This window comes from Mesorhizobium erdmanii USDA 3471, assembly GCF_000472705.1.
Taxonomy (GTDB): domain Bacteria; phylum Pseudomonadota; class Alphaproteobacteria; order Rhizobiales; family Rhizobiaceae; genus Mesorhizobium; species Mesorhizobium erdmanii.
In genome coordinates this window covers 34,448-49,348 of record NZ_AXAE01000034.1, presented here as the reverse complement: position 1 = coordinate 49,348, position 14,901 = coordinate 34,448, and the positions used below count along the sequence as shown (strand labels likewise).

15 protein-coding genes are annotated in these 14,901 nt (G+C 62.7%); 8 read left to right on the top strand and 7 right to left on the bottom strand.

All coding sequences use genetic code 11. The features are described from left to right. Positions 1-72: 72 nt before the first annotated feature. Positions 73-711: a choline-binding transcriptional repressor BetI gene (gene betI, locus A3AU_RS0124880; protein WP_081709661.1), complete on the top strand. Its 639-nt coding sequence runs from the start codon at positions 73-75 to the stop codon at positions 709-711. Between the two features lie 42 nt (positions 712-753). On the opposite strand, the gene A3AU_RS0124875 is transcribed toward betI, so the two are convergent. Then, positions 754-1,728, bottom strand: coding sequence for a glycosyl transferase family 90 (locus A3AU_RS0124875; protein ID WP_027055295.1), 975 nt, complete (start codon positions 1,726-1,728; stop codon positions 754-756). A gap of 62 nt (positions 1,729-1,790) precedes the next feature. On the opposite strand from A3AU_RS0124875, the gene A3AU_RS0124870 reads away from it, so the two are divergent. The 5 genes from A3AU_RS0124870 (at position 1,791) to A3AU_RS0124850 (ending at position 5,515) form a co-directional block, all read left to right on the top strand. Next, a complete protein-coding gene (locus A3AU_RS0124870; protein ID WP_027055294.1) occupies positions 1,791-2,141 on the top strand; it encodes an SDR family oxidoreductase in 351 nt (116 codons plus the stop codon). A 105-nt stretch (positions 2,142-2,246) separates the two neighbouring features. Then, on the top strand, positions 2,247-2,798 hold the full coding sequence (locus A3AU_RS1000000137340; RefSeq protein WP_051355457.1) for a DUF805 domain-containing protein: 552 nt from the start codon (positions 2,247-2,249) through the stop codon (positions 2,796-2,798). A 154-nt stretch (positions 2,799-2,952) separates the two neighbouring features. Then, entirely contained in the window at positions 2,953-4,350 is a 1,398-nt protein-coding gene (gene fumC / locus A3AU_RS0124860) for a class II fumarate hydratase (RefSeq protein WP_027055293.1), read from the top strand. A 177-nt stretch (positions 4,351-4,527) separates the two neighbouring features. Beyond that, a complete protein-coding gene (locus A3AU_RS0124855; RefSeq protein ID WP_027055292.1) occupies positions 4,528-4,950 on the top strand; it encodes a DoxX family protein in 423 nt (140 codons plus the stop codon). Positions 4,951-5,110: 160 nt separating this feature from the next. Next, entirely contained in the window at positions 5,111-5,515 is a 405-nt protein-coding gene (locus A3AU_RS0124850) for a DoxX family protein (protein ID WP_027055291.1), read from the top strand. 8 nt (positions 5,516-5,523) lie between these two features. Here A3AU_RS0124850 and ppx read toward each other — a convergent pair whose 3' ends face one another. Together ppx and A3AU_RS0124840 are read right to left on the bottom strand one after the other, a co-directional pair. Next, positions 5,524-7,059: an exopolyphosphatase gene (ppx, locus tag A3AU_RS0124845; protein WP_027055290.1), complete on the bottom strand. Its 1,536-nt coding sequence runs from the start codon at positions 7,057-7,059 to the stop codon at positions 5,524-5,526. Beyond that, entirely contained in the window at positions 7,059-9,260 is a 2,202-nt protein-coding gene (locus A3AU_RS0124840; RefSeq protein WP_027055289.1) for an RNA degradosome polyphosphate kinase, read from the bottom strand. The genes ppx and A3AU_RS0124840 overlap by 1 nt, the downstream gene beginning before the upstream one ends. Before the next feature lie 167 nt (positions 9,261-9,427). Here A3AU_RS0124840 and A3AU_RS0124830 point away from each other — a divergent pair, with 167 nt between their 5' ends. Together A3AU_RS0124830 and A3AU_RS0124825 are read left to right on the top strand one after the other, a co-directional pair. Further along, positions 9,428-9,673, top strand: a complete 246-nt coding sequence (locus tag A3AU_RS0124830) for a zinc-finger domain-containing protein (RefSeq protein ID WP_027055288.1) — start codon at positions 9,428-9,430, stop codon at positions 9,671-9,673. A gap of 20 nt (positions 9,674-9,693) precedes the next feature. Next, the gene (locus A3AU_RS0124825) at positions 9,694-10,920 is read left to right on the top strand and encodes an FAD-dependent monooxygenase (RefSeq protein WP_027055287.1); all 1,227 of its coding nucleotides are present in this window, start codon (positions 9,694-9,696) and stop codon (positions 10,918-10,920) included. Here A3AU_RS0124825 and A3AU_RS0124820 read toward each other — a convergent pair. The 4 genes from A3AU_RS0124820 to A3AU_RS0124805 form a co-directional block, all read right to left on the bottom strand. After that, complete coding sequence (locus A3AU_RS0124820) at positions 10,917-11,582, bottom strand: TIGR02117 family protein (protein ID WP_027055286.1); 666 nt, start codon at positions 11,580-11,582, stop codon at positions 10,917-10,919. The two genes, A3AU_RS0124825 and A3AU_RS0124820, sit on opposite strands and share 4 nt — an antisense overlap. A 99-nt stretch (positions 11,583-11,681) precedes the next feature. Then, complete coding sequence (locus tag A3AU_RS0124815) at positions 11,682-12,431, bottom strand: amino acid ABC transporter ATP-binding protein (RefSeq protein ID WP_031252160.1); 750 nt, start codon at positions 12,429-12,431, stop codon at positions 11,682-11,684. 78 nt (positions 12,432-12,509) lie between these two features. Then, on the bottom strand, positions 12,510-13,667 hold the full coding sequence (locus A3AU_RS0124810; protein ID WP_027055284.1) for an amino acid ABC transporter permease: 1,158 nt from the start codon (positions 13,665-13,667) through the stop codon (positions 12,510-12,512). A 4-nt stretch (positions 13,668-13,671) separates the two neighbouring features. Further along, entirely contained in the window at positions 13,672-14,859 is a 1,188-nt protein-coding gene (locus A3AU_RS0124805; protein ID WP_027055283.1) for an amino acid ABC transporter permease, read from the bottom strand. Positions 14,860-14,901: the final 42 nt, after the last annotated feature.

Below are 14,901 nucleotides of genomic sequence, written 5' to 3'. Positions count from 1 at the left end.
TCGTCATCACTAAATTGACCAATTGGTCTTTTTATTGTCCCACTGGTCAATTGTTGATCTAGACGGACGAAAATGTCAACTTGGATTCGCAATGCGTGGATGGAAGCCGTGAAATTAAAGCGTCTGAGCGACATACGCCGCAAAGAGTTACGGCAGGCCGCTTTCGCGGTGCTGGAGCGCGAAGGTATCGCGGGTGCGACTCTCGAAAAGGTGGCCGCCCATGCCGGCGCCTCCAAGGGCATCGTGCTGCACTATTTCCGCAACAAGCAGGAGTTGTTCGAGCATGCGATGCGGGAAGCCAACGCCGTGCTGCGCGACGCGGTGGTCGCGCGGCTTCGCCTGGCACGGACGCCGATGGAGCGGCTCGATGCGGTGATCGAGGGCAATTTCGAGGCGCATCTGTTCCTGCCGCCTCTTTGTCACGCCTGGCTTTCGCTCTGCGCCGAGGTGCCGCGCGACGAGAAGCTGGCGCGCATCCAGAAGGTGCTGCACGCGCGCATGCGCTCGAACCTGTTGTCCGCCCTGCACGGTCTTGCCTCACCGAGGGACGCCGACGACATCGCGCTCGGCGTCACCGCGCTGATCGACGGGCTCTGGCTGCGGCTAGGCCTGGAGCCGGGCAGCGTCTCGCGCGAACAGGCGATCCGCCAGGTCATGGATTTTGTCGCCGCGCGACTGGCCATGTGCGGAGCTGAAACGGTCAGCGCGTAAATCGGCCCGGCTTGCGAACCACATGCCGAGCAACAAACGCGCTTATGTGGCCGGCCAACCGATAGGGCGTTTGCGCCGCTGCCGACCGGATTTTAGATTGCCACTAGCGGCAGCATGATCCGCCAGGAGCTTCGCCCAGGCCGCCACGGCCGCCGAGCGCGTCAGGCGGGTCCGTGCGAAATGCTGTGCCTCCGCGGCCATTTCGGCTTCCAGCTTCGGATTGGTGCGCAGCCACTCGATGCGTTCGACCAGGTCCGACATGTCGCGCGCCACCGGAACATAGTGGCGAAACGCCTCGATATCGTCGAAGAACCACTCGCGCCACGGCCGATCCTGCAGGAACACCACGCGCTTGGTGTGGAGCAGCATCTTGAAGCGGCCACTGTAGCCCGCCCCTTCGATGTCAATCATGTACCTGTAGCTGGCAACCTGGTCTTCCATCGTCATGAATTTGGCGGAATACCGATTGGTAGCGACATCATAGTTCGGCTCGGTGTCATAGGCCTCGATGAGGTCCGGACGGGCAGAAGCGATCTCGACGACGCGTCGGCGGGCACCGTTCATGCAGCGGCCCGCCCAGAACAATCTGTCATCGCGCGGCGGCTCTTCCGATGCGACCGCCATCGCCCGCGTCTTCTGGTCATAGTCGTCGAATTTCGCATCCGGCCAGCCATCGAAGACGAAGTCCGGCGCTGCTACCTCGCTATAGCCATCGGCTGAAGAGAAAGCGAAACGCGTGCGGAAACGGCGATATCTGCGGCGCGACGGCGTATCGCCAAGAAGTACATAGAAGGGCGGCAGACTGCGGACGCCAAGGGATGCCAACGCCTCGGCTATCAAGGTCAGCACCTGCACATGCCTTTCAAGCCAGGCGGCACGGGAGCGCACCTTGAGCTTGCCGCCTTCGAAACGGCAGTGGATCTCGCCGCGATTGAGGCCGGACAGGAAGGGCCTGCCAATCTCGACCACGTCGACATCGATGGGGAGCGCTTTAAGTCCCATCTTGAGCGGTGCCATTTTTAAAGACGCTCTCCCCCCGACCCATTTCGATCAACGCGGCTATCCCGTCGGCGCCGCGGATGCAAGGGCTAGACAATCCCGGTGTCAACGGCATCGCGCCCGGCACGGTCGATACAGCCATGCGGCGCAAAACCGTTGACAATCTGCCGGCCGAGGCACAGGCGGAGCTGAAGGCCCATGTCGAGCACAGCTATCCGCTGGGCCGCATCGGCCGTCCCGACGACGACCTCGCCGGGATGGCTCCTTATTTAGCCAGCGATGAGGCCGCGGGACCTGCGGCGCGATCTTTGCGGTGGATGGTGGATATATATAGCGGGGTGAGCACCGGCTGCCGGCCTCCGCGAGACCGGGCAGGCCGCGCGCATTGTAAAATACCAAACTATCTAAAAATAGAATTTTATATCAATTAACCATTCAAATAATCGACCAATCGCGCCCCTTGTTGAATCAGAGTACATTTAGCGACCTTTTACATAGACGATAAATATTGCCCTTATTACCGGTTGGGGTTGCAAATGAATCTTTTGTTTGGATTTTCCGGGCGCATTGGACGTGGGCGATGGTGGCTGGCTCAGTTTGCGGTGCTGATCCTGTTGGTTGTGACCGTTGCCGCCCTGGTCCATGTCAAAGGTGCATCGACCGGACACAGGCTAAGAGCGTTTCCCTCAGACAATCCAAGTGCCAATCTGGTGCTGCTCATCGGCGCTGCACTTTCACTCTGGGTCAATTTCGCCGCGACGATCAAGCGGTACCATGATCTCGACAAATCCGGCCGATGGTCCTTGCTGTTGTTCCTCCCCTATATCGGCGGACTATGGGTGCTCGTCGAATGCGGCTTCTTCTCCGGCTCAGACGGCAACAACGACTATGGTCCCCCACCCGGTGCGGAGGAATCGAGGAGCGACCTCGGCGCCCACATCTCCCGTATGGCGGCCGAACGCTCTATGCGGCAGCAATCGCTATCCGCCAGGCCGGAACAGCGAGCCAGCGCGAAGGATCCCGCAAATCCAGCGCCACAGGCGAGGCGCCCCACAGGTCCAACCGGATTTGGCCGCCGCGGCCTTTAGGTCAAGGAAGAAGAAAGTTCCGCGAACATGCAGCGGGACCCTTCATAGGAAGCGTATTCTTCAACCGATTTGCATCCTTGCCGTCCGCAATCTCTGCTTGAAGCCATTTGTGCAACGCGATACGCCGTTGCCGACTTCGACAAGGAGAGACCCTGTGAGCACGCCAAAGACCAGAACCGAAACCGATACGTTCGGCCCCATCGAGGTCGCCGCCGACCGCTATTGGGGCGCGCAGGCGCAGCGCTCGCTGGGCAATTTCAAGATCGGTTGGGAAAAGCAGCCGGCTTCGATCGTGCGCGCGCTCGGCATCGTCAAGCGGGCGGCGGCGGAAGCCAACATGGACCTGAAGCGGCTCGATCCGGCGATCGGCAAGACGATTGTCGAGGCGGCGCAAGAGGTCATCGACGGCAAGCTCAATGACCATTTCCCGCTGGTGGTGTGGCAGACCGGCTCCGGTACCCAGTCCAACATGAACGCCAACGAGGTGATCTCCAACCGGGCAATCGAGATGCTTGGCGGCGTGATGGGGTCGAAGAAGCCGGTGCATCCCAACGACCACGTCAATATGAGCCAGTCGTCGAACGACACCTATCCGACGGCCATGCACATCGCCTGCGCCGAGCGCATCGTGCACGATCTGTTGCCGGCGCTGAAACACCTGCACAAGGCGCTGGACGCCAAGGCCAGGGCCTTCAACCACATCATCAAGATCGGCCGCACGCATACGCAGGATGCCACTCCCCTCACCCTCGGCCAGGAATTTTCCGGCTATGCGGCGCAGGTCGCCTCCTCGATCAGGCGCATCGAAATGACGCTGCCCGGCCTGCAGGAGTTGGCGCAGGGCGGCACCGCTGTCGGCACCGGCCTCAATGCGCCGGTCGGCTTTGCCGAGCGGGTGGCTGATCGCATCGCCGCCATCACCGGCATCGCCTTCGTCACCGCGCCGAACAAGTTCGAGGCGCTGGCGGCGCACGATTCCATGGTGTTCTCGCACGGCGCAATCAACGCCGCGGCCGCCGCACTCTTCAAGGTCGCCAACGACATCCGATTCCTCGGTTCGGGGCCCCGCTCGGGCCTCGGTGAATTGGCGCTGCCGGAAAACGAACCCGGCTCGTCGATCATGCCGGGCAAGGTCAACCCGACGCAGTGCGAAGCGATGACCCAGGTCTGCGTGCAGGTGTTCGGCAACAATGCCGCGCTGACGTTCGCCGGCAGCCAGGGGCATTTCGAGCTCAACGTCTACAATCCGCTGATGGCCTACAATTTCCTGCAGTCGGTGCAATTGCTCGCCGACGCGTCGGTCTCCTTCACCGACAATTGCGTGGTCGGCATCGAGGCGCGGGAAGACAACATCAAGGCCGCGCTCGACCGCTCGCTGATGCTGGTGACGGCGCTCGCGCCAACCATCGGCTACGACAACGCCGCCAAGATCGCCAAGACGGCGCACAAGAACGGTACGACGCTGCGCGAGGAGGCGCTGGCCACCGGACTGGTCAGCGAGGCCGACTATGACCGACTGGTGCGGCCGGAGGATATGACGCATCCGGGGTAAGGTGTTTCGCGGCGGGAGAATTTACTCCCGTCACCGCATCATCCGACACGAATTTCGCGCTTCTTGGCCGATCATGGGAACATACGGCCTGTGAACGATGTGTCGCCGGATAGACGGCTTTGGTGAACAGTCGGCATTGTCTATCTGTGGGTCATTCAACCCATTCGGAGAGCCACCATGTCCATCAACACTTCCACCGTCGCCGCCGGCACCGCGTCGAACAGCTCTGTCACCATCCTGCTCGGCCGCATCCTGCTCGCGGTCATTTTCCTGCTTTCCGGTTTCGGCAAGCTGACCGCCATTTCCGGCACCGCCGCCTATTTCGGCGGCATCGGCCTGCCCCTGCCGACGGTAACGGCCGTCGTCGTAGGCCTGATCGAACTCCTCGGCGGCCTTGCCATTCTCTTCGGCTTCCAGACCAGGATCGCCGCCTGGGTGCTCGCCATATTCACGGTCGCCACCGGGCTGGTCGCCCACACCGGCTGGGCCGACCAGATGCAGATGATCCAGTTCCTCAAGAACCTCGCCATCACCGGCGGCTTCCTGCTGCTGGCTTCGTCTGGCGCCGGCGCCTATTCGATCGACGCCAAGCGCGGCTGAGCTTTTCCTCCAAAGCCTTGACAGAAGCGGCGCGGAATTTTTCGCGCCGCTTTTTCGTTGTCTGGAAATAGAAGGCGCGCCGGTTTCGGCCGCCGCCGCGCAGGCGTAGACTGCATGGCGGCCGGCTAGGCCCGATCGGGCGCCGGCAAGGGAGGTGGCCATGGCCCGCAACGCATTGCTTCTGATTTCGCGGCTGCTGTTTGCCGTGCTGTTCGTACCGTCCGGCTTCCAGGCGCTCGCCAATATCGCCGGCACGACGGGCTATCTTGCCGGCCTCGGCCTGCCGCTGCCCGCGCTTGCCGCCTGGGGCACGGGCCTGTTCGAGCTGATCGCCGGACTGCTGATCCTCATCGGTTTCCAGACCCGGATCGTGGCGCTGCTCTTGGCGGCCTTCTGCGTCGTTGCCGGCTTCATCGGCCACTACGGCCAGGGTGCCGACGATGCGACGCTCGCTTTTCTGCACCAGCAGATGCTGATGAAGGACATTGCGATATCAGGCGGCTTCCTGGCGCTGGCTATGGCCGGCGCCGGAGCCTGGTCGGCCGACGGACGTGATCCCGTCTAAGGCCCAGCCTACTTCACAGTCATGCTCGGCCCACCCTCTACCGCCAGCACGAGCCTGCGGTTGGTGATCCGCGCAAGTTGCGCCAGCCGGCCGGCAGGCCGCTCGCCGTAGAGATCGGCCAACGACGCCGGCAACACCAGCGCCAGCACGCCATTGCCGCGCTGCTCCCATTTCAGCCTGGGCATGATGCCGGGCATAGAGGCCGTGAGCAGATAGACCACGCGCATCATTGCCGCCAGCACGCGAGCGCGATCGAGGTAGCGCGGCGTCGCCAGCGCCTTGATTTCCGGGGCGATCGATTCGTTGAAGATGCCGTCGTGACGATAGGCGCTGGCCAAAGCCAGGAAGGCACGGCCGGGATGGTCGACGCCGAAGAAGGAGGCGTGGGCGATGATGTTGAGGGACTGCCTGCCGCGATATTCCGGGTGCGCGCGCCAACCGATGTCGGCCAGCAATGCGGCGGCGTGGCGGTAGCGCGCCTCGTCCTCGGTCTCATCGATGCCGAAGGCTGCAAAGGATTTGGCTGTCCAATCGACCAGCTCGTGCGCGTGGGTGACCGAGCGAGAGCGAAGCCGGGCGAGTTCCTCGGATGCCGAAATCAAAGGATCGGCCTTCTGCTCGGCTTCGTCGAGCAGCGAATAGAGGAAGCCTTCGCGCACACCGAGTGCCGAAACAATGATCTTCGACGGCTGCATCGCCGCCATGATCTCCTGCAGCACGACAGCGCCGTAGGGCAGCAGCGAGCGCCGGTTCTTCGAGACGCCTTCGATCCCCTTGACCTTCTCGATCTCGGCCTTGGCTACCTGCTTGAGAAAGTTCGTCGCGCTGTCGGCGGACATTTCGTAGTGGTGCATGACGCCAAGCGGGTAGTTGGTCATCTCCATATGCAGCCGGGCGAGGTTTCGCCAGGTGCCGCCGACGGCGTAGAAAGGCCGGCCCTGCCCGCCTTTCAACAGCTTGGCCCTCGCCAGCTCGTCACGCGCGATCTTCTGTGCCTGGGTGAGCGAGTTCTTTGCCATGTCCTGCAGGCGCAGGCCGCCCAGCGGCAGCGTTATGCCGTCGCCAATCACTTCGCCGGCCACGTCGACCAGTTCGAGACTACCGCCGCCCAGATCGCCGGCGATGCCATTGGCCGGGTGGAAACCCGAAATGACGCCGAGCGCCGAATAATGGGCTTCCTGGCGCCCGCTGATCACGCGGATTTCGGTTTTCAGCACCTCCTCGGCGCGGTGGATGAAGTCGGGACCGTTGATCGCCTCGCGGGCGGCGGCGGTGGCCAACACATACATGTGCTCGGCGCCGGCCTGGTCGGACAGCGCGCGAAAGCGGCGGAACTCCTCCATCGAGCGCGTCACCGCCTCGGGGTCGAGTTTACCGGTCGAAACGATGCCCCGGCCGAGACCAGCCAGCATCTTTTCGTTGAACAGCATGGTCGGCGAGCGCGCCAGCCCTTCATAGACAACGAGGCGGATCGAATTCGACCCGATGTCGATGATGGACAGCGGTCGGCGGTCGTGCAGCCGGCCCTGGGAATCAGACAGCATCAGGTGGACGCTGCTGCGTTCTTCTTGCGGCGCTTGAACTGCGCTATGCGCTTGGGCGCATGCGACTTCAGCGCGTCACCCCGTCCGGACAGGCTCGGATTGGTCATGAAATATTCCTGCGCGTTGAACGGTTCCTCGCCCTCCTCCAGCACGACGCGCCGGGAGGTTCCATCAGCCAATACGTCGAAACTTTGCTGATTGTCCATGATGTTGCCCAGCATGATCTGGCCGAGCACCTGTTCATGCACAGTTGGATTGGTGATCGGCACCATGGTCTCGACGCGGCGGTCGAGATTGCGCGGCATGAGATCAGCCGAGGAGATATAGACGATCGCTTCGTCCGACGGCAGGCCGTGGCCATTGCCGAAGCAATAGATGCGACTGTGCTCCAGGAACCGGCCGACGATCGATTTGACCCTGATGTTCTCCGACAGCCCTGGCACTTGCGGCCTGAGGCAGCATATGCCGCGCACCACGAGGTCGATCTCGACACCGGCGCGGCTGGCATCATAGAGCGCATCGATGATGATCGGATCGACAAGCGCGTTCATTTTCATCCAGATGCGCGCCGGCTTTCCTTCGAGCGCATGGGCGACTTCGTCGGAAATGTGCTGCAGGATGCGGTTGCGCAGCGTGAACGGCGAGATCGCCAGCCGCATTTCGGCGGTCGGCTCGGCATAGCCGGTGATGAAATTGAACAGCTGGGCGACGTCGCGGGCGATCGTCGGGTCGGTGGTGAAGAAGGACAGGTCGGTGTAGATGCGCGCGGTGACCGGATGGTAATTGCCGGTGCCCAGATGCACGTAATTGCGCAGCTTGCCGTCCTCGCGCCGCACCACCAGCGACATTTTCGCGTGGGTCTTCAACTCGAGGAAGCCGAACACGACCTGGACGCCGGCGCGCTCGAGGTCACGCGCCCAGCGGATGTTGGCTTCCTCGTCGAAGCGCGCCTTGAGCTCGACAAGCGCGGTCACCGACTTGCCGGCCTCGGCCGCGTCTACCAGCGCGCGCACGATCGGGCTGTCGTTGGAGGTGCGGTAAAGCGTCTGCTTGATCGCCACCACTTCGGGATCGGCCATCGCCTGGCGCAGGAACTGCACCACCACGTCGAAGGATTCGTAGGGGTGATGGACGATGATGTCCTTCTCGCGGATGGCGGCAAAGCAGTCGCCGCCATGTTCGCGGATGCGTTCGGGAAAGCGCGGATTGTAGGGCGTGAACTTCAGGTCGTCGCGCGGAACGGAGACGATCTCGGATATCTGGCTGAGCGCCAGCGGACCGGTCAGCACGCTGATGCGGCTGGACGAAACGCCAAGCTCGCCGGCGACGAAGTCCCGCAATTCGCTTGGCATCAGCTTGTCGAATTCGATGCGAATGACCGAACCGCGGCGGCGGCGCTTCAGCGCCGTCTCGAACAGGCGCACGAGATCTTCCGACTCTTCCTCGACCTCGATATCGCTGTCGCGGATGATGCGGAACGTGCCTGAGCCCTTGACTTCATAGCCGGGGAACAGCTTGCCGATATAGAGGCCAACCGCCTCCTCAAGTGGGATGAAGCGGACATGGCGCTTGCGATCCGGCAGACGGATGAACCGTTTCAGCGCCACTGGCAGGCGCAGAAGCGCGCTCATCTCCTCGCCATTCTTGCGGTGGCGAAGCTGCAGCGCCATCGAGAAGCCGAGATTGGGAATGAACGGAAACGGATGCGCCGGGTCGATCGACAGCGGGGTGAGCACCGGGAACACCTGGTCCTGGAAATGCTCTTCCAGCCAGACCTTCTCGTCCTTGGTCAGCGCATCTCGCGTGATGCTCTCGATGCCTTCCTTGTTGAGCAGCACGGTGAGCGTCGAAAGGCTCTTTTGCTGATCTTCCTGAAGCCGCTCGACCTCGCGCAGCAGTTGTTCGAGCTGCTGTTCGGGGGTGCGGCCATCAGGGCTCTTCAGCACGATGCCCTCACGCACCTGGCCGGCGAGGCCGGCGACTCGCACCATGAAGAATTCGTCGAGATTGGCGGCCGAGATCGACAGGAAGCGGACACGCTCCAGCAGCGGATGATGGGTGTTCAGCGATTCTTCGAGCACGCGGCGGTTGAATTGCAGCCAGGAAAACTCGCGATTGACGAAACGGTCCGGATTGCCGCCTTCCGGACTTGCCGCCTCGATGTTGATGAATTCGCTCTGTACCGGCTTCAGTTCGTTCATGGTCCCTGCTCTTGCCCCGCCTCAGCCGGTTAACCGGCTTAACTTACCCTGTGGCAGGCTTTTGCGACAGTTGTCTGACAGGCTTTTGCGACAGTTTGATTTCATCGAACTTGCAAAGAGGCCTGATATGATCCAGATGCAGACGAGGCTGCGCTAAGGAGACGACGATGGCAGGCGGTTCCATTCCCCATTTCCAGAACGATGCCGGCCATCCGGCGATCGACATCGGGGTCAAGGAATTCATGTGCACGGGCGCAAACCCGCCTTTCGACCACCCGCATGTGTTTCTCGACATGGGTGACGACAATGAGAAAGTCTGTCCCTACTGCTCGACGCTCTACCGCTATTCGCCAAAGCTGAGGGCGACGGAAACGCTGCCGTCCGGCTGCCTCTACATCGACCAGGCCGCCTGATCTCCAGCGACCGGCAGCAAATGGACGACGTACGCTCCCGGCAAGTCATTATCGCCGGGGCGGGCATCGCCGGTTTGACCGCGGCGCTGGCCTTCTCCGCACACGGCTACCCCGTGCAAGTGTTCGAACAGGCGCAGCGCATGGACGCGGTAGGCGCCGGCCTCCAGCTTTCTCCCAATGCAACGCGCATCCTTCGCCAGTTCGGCGTGCTCGACCGGCTGCTGCCAACAGCGGTGCGGCCCGAAGCGGTGGTGCTGAAGGATGCAGCGACGTTGCGGGAACTGGCGCGCGTGCCACTTGGACAGTCCGCTGAAGCGCGCTGGCGGGCGCCCTACCTCGTGGCTCACCGCGCCGACCTGCAGGCGGTGCTGATGGCGCGCGTTGCCGAGCTGCCGGACATTCATCTCACCACCGGCGCGCGCGTCCGCGGCATTACCATGGGGACCCATGGCGTCACGGCAAGTGTCGAGATCAACGGCAAGACACTCGAGGTGGAAGGCGCCCTGCTGGTCGGCGCCGATGGCGTCTGGTCGTCGGTGCGCGCGTTTGTCGATTCGACCAGGGGGACAACATCGCCAAGAAGCCGTTTTTCCGGTGAGCTGGCCTGGCGCACCACCGTCGCGGTTGACAGCGCCGCCGGGCAAGCCTTTGCCGCGATCGGCGCGGCCGACTGTGTGACGACCTTTCTGCATCCTGGCTTCCATATGGTCGCCTATCCCGTCAGCAGGGGCGACGCCTTCAACCTCGTCGTCTTCACCAGGGGCGAGCGTATGGCCGAGGGCTGGTCCGGCCATGCCGATCCCGGCATCCTCGCCGCCGCAACGCGCGGCACCGCGCCGGACCTTGCAAGACTACTGGAAATGGCCGGCCCGTGGCTGACCTGGCCGCTCCATACGGTCGAGCAGAAGCAGCCCTGGACAACGCCGGACGGCATCGCGCTGATCGGCGACGCGGCGCATGCGATGACACCCTTCGCGGCACAAGGCGCGGCGATGGCGATCGAGGATGCGGCGACGCTTGCCGGCTCCTTTGCCGCCTTTCCCGCCGATCCGGCGCGAGGCCTCCTCGTCTGGGAAAATCTGCGGCGGCCGCGCGTCGCCAAAGTCGCCCGGCGCGGCGCCCTCAACCACCTTGCCTGGCATGCCGCGGGACCGGTGGCAATCGTCCGCAACCTGTTCCTCAATATGCGCTCCCCCGAAAAGCTCGCGACGGATCTCGACTGGCTTTATGGCTGGCAAGCAAACTAGTTATACAGTCGCGTCGACAGCCCGAGCGACACCGGCAGCGGGTTCCACCAGCCGGTCCGCATGCCGGCGGTACGTAGCGCGGCGGCGGTCCAGGTATTGCAGCCGACCAGCGCGTTGAAATGGCCTTTCGCTTCATAGAAGCGGTCGAAGCTGGAATAGTGCGCATTCTCGATCACGACCGGACCGTTCGGCCCCTGCTGGAAGCTCGCCGCGATGAAATCGAGCAATGCCGCGAACCGGTCCTCACCAATGTCGAAGCCGGCGACATCGGGATGCGGTTCGACGATATCGCCGGCGACATCGACATGCATGACCGACGTGTCAAGCGTCAGCGCCTTCATCACCGGTACGGCTTTCAGCTGCGACCAGGTCGGTGTTTCCAGATAGAAGGCGCGGCCGCCCCAGCCAAAGACCAGATAGCGAACCTCGGGCGCGTCGGCCGGAAGGCCAGCGTCAGCCAGGAAGTGGAAGCGCTGGCGCACGGTGTCGTTCACCGGAATGGCGATGTCGGTATGGATGGGGTTCTTCAGCACCAATATGTGGCGCGTGCCCTCGCCCGTGGATGCCGCCGGCCAGAGCGGGCGCGGCACCAGTGTGCCGAGGGCCGCTGCAAGCACGATCGCCGCCAGCAACATGGAAAGGAAACGGAAGACTTTTCTCATCGATGACGCCCCCACCGCTCCGCCGACAATCGCATCAGCCGATCGATAAGAAAAAAGCCCGGCCGCATTGCGGCCGGGCTTTTGCTCGGTGTGAGCCGCTCAGTGCAGTATCTGCGACAGGAACAGCTTCGTGCGCTCGTGGCGCGGGTGGTCGAAGAACTCGGCCGGCGTGTTCTGCTCGACGATCTGGCCCTGGTCCATGAAGATCACGCGGTTGGCGACCTTGCGGGCAAAGCCCATCTCATGGGTGACGCACAGCATGGTCATGCCTTCCTCGGCGAGGCCGACCATCGTCTCCAGCACTTCCTTGATCATTTCGGGGTCGAGTGCCGAGGTCGGCTCATCGAACAGCATGATGCGCGGGTTCATGCACAGCGAACGGGCGATCGCCACGCGCTGCTGCTGGCCGCCGGACAACTGGCCAGGATATTTGTTGGCCTGTTCCGGGATCTTCACTCGCTTGAGGAAGTGCATGGCGATTTCCTCGGCCTGCTTCTTCGGCGTCTTGCGCACCCAGATCGGCGCCAGCGTGCAATTCTCCAGGATGGTGAGATGCGGGAACAGGTTGAAGTGCTGGAACACCATGCCGACCTCGCGGCGCACCTCGTCGATCTTCTTGAGATCGTTGGTCAGTTCCTTGCCGTCGACGATGATCTTGCCCTTCTGGTGCTCTTCCAGCCGGTTGATGCAGCGGATCATGGTCGATTTGCCCGAGCCCGACGGGCCGCAGATGACGATGCGCTCACCGCGCATCACCTTCAAATTGATGTCCTTCAGCACGTGGAACTCGCCGTACCATTTGTGCATGGCGATGATGTCGATGGCGACATCGGTGTCGGAGATGTGCATCTTTGCGGCGTTGACCTTGATCTCTTCCGCGCTGACGGCATTTTCGGTGGCCATGACAGGATCCCCTTGTTCTTTTGTTTAGCGTTTGTGGCCGGTGTCGAGCCGGCGTTCAGTGTACATTGAATAGCGCGACATGCCGAAGCAGAACAGCCAGAAGACAAAGGCGGCGAAGACGAGACCGGATTTCGCGGTCTGCGCCGTCGCCCAGTTGGCGTCGGAGAAGTTCTGCTTGACGATACCGAGCAGGTCGAACATCGAGATGATGAGGACCAGGCTGGTGTCCTTGAACATGCCGATGAAGGTGTTGACGATACCTGGGATGACCAGCTTCAGCGCCTGCGGCAACACGATCAGCCCCATCTTCTGCCAGTAGCCGAGGCCGAGCGAGTCGGCGCCTTCATACTGGCCCTTGGGGATCGCCTGCAGGCCGCCACGCACCACTTCGGCCATATAGGCGGCGGCAAACAGCGACACGCCGATCAGCGCCCGCAGATACTTGTCGAAGCTGACACCAGCCGGCAGGAACAGCGGCAGCATGACGCTGACGAAGAACAGAACGGTGATCAGCGGGATGCCGCGCACGGCTTCGATGAAGATAACGCACAGCATCTTGACGATCGGCATCTTCGAGCGCCTGCCGAGCGCCAGGACGGTTCCGAGCGGCAGCGACACGGCGATGCCGACGAAGGAAAGGCTAAGAGTGATCAGCAGCCCACCCCAGCGCGAGGTCTCGACATGTGGCAGGCCGAACATGCCGCCGACCAGCAGGACGAAGGAAACGATCGGCAGCGCCAGGAAAAGCAGGATGGCGTTCAACCCCTTGCGCGGCACTCGCGGCATGAGCATCGGCACCAGCAGCGCCACGAACAGGATGGCGACCAGGATCGGCCGCCAGCGTTCCTCGACCGGATAGGTGCCGAACATGAACTGGCCGAACTTGGCATTGACGAAAGCCCAGCAGGCGCCGCTCCAGCCGTCGGGCTGGATGCCCCCTTGTGCCACGGTCGCGCAGACCGTGCGGTCCGGCCCGGTCCACTGGGCATTGATGAACGCCCAGCTGATGACCTGCGGCAGAACCCAGGCAACGATTATGATGCCAAGGATGGTGAGGATGGTGTCGCCAACCGAACCGACGAGGTTCTTGCGCACCCAGGCCAGCGGACCGCGGACGCTGCCGGGCGCGGGCTGCGCCAGGGCCATTTCGGTGCGCACCCAGGACATGTCGTGTTCCTGCATGGCCTTACCTTTCCACCAGCGCCATCCTGGCGTTGACCACGTTCATGACGGCCGAGGTCACCAGGCTGAGGACGAGATAGGCGATCATCATGATCAGCACGCCCTCAACCGCCTGTCCGGTCTGGTTCAGAACCGTGCCGGCTGTCGCCGTGAGGTCCGGATAGCCGATGGCGATCGCCAGCGACGAGTTCTTGGTCAGGTTGAGATACTGGCTGGTCAGCGGCGGAATGACGATGCGCATGGCTTGCGGCACGACAACCAGCCGCAGGATCGACCCGGATCGCAGCCCAAGTGCGGCGGCCGCCTCGGTCTGGCCCTTGCTGACGCCCCTGATGCCCGCGCGGACGATTTCGGCGATGAAGGCCGCGGTGTAGCAGGACAACGCCAGATAGAGCGACAGGAACTCCGGCTTGATCTGAAAGCCACCAGTCAGGTTGAAGGTCGATTGTTTGGGAAGGTCGAAGCTCAGCGGAAAGCCGCTCAGCACATAGGCGAGCAGCGGCAGGCCGACGATCAGCGCAATGGAAGTCCAGAGCACCGGAAATTGCTGACCCGTCGCCATCTGCCGCTGACGCGCCGTGCGGGCGACGAACCACGCCATGGCGAGCGCCACGACAAGGGCAACCAGGATCAGCCAGGAGCCGTCGCCCCAGACGGCGCGCGGGAAATAGAAGCCACGCTGGTTGAGGAAGGAGCCGAAGGGCAGATGATAGCTGTCACGCGGCGCCGGCAGCACCGCCAGCACGCCGGAATACCAGAAGAAGATGACCAGCAGCGGCGGGATGTTGCGGAAGATCTCGACATAGACAGTGCAGATCTTCTGGATCAGCCAGTTCTGCGACATGCGGCCGATGCCGATGACGAAGCCGATGATGGTGGCGGTGATGATGCCGGCGACGGCGACGATGATCGTGTTGATCAGGCCGACGACGATGGCGCGGCCATAGGTCGAGTCCGACGTGTAGGCGATCGGCGTATCCGAGATGTCGAACCCGGCGCGGCCCCTGAGAAAGCCGAAGCCGGAGGCGATGTGCAGGCGCTGCAGATTGTCGATGACGTTCTGCACGATCCACCAGACGGAGCCGAACAGAACAATGACGACCAGCGTCTGGAAGAAGAGACTGCGGACTTTCGGATCATTGATGAGGGAAGCCCGGCTGGGCTCCTGGCGGAGAACTTCCTGCGATGCCATTCGACCGTCCCCTGGAAAGAGAAACCGGGAGGCAGGTAGCCT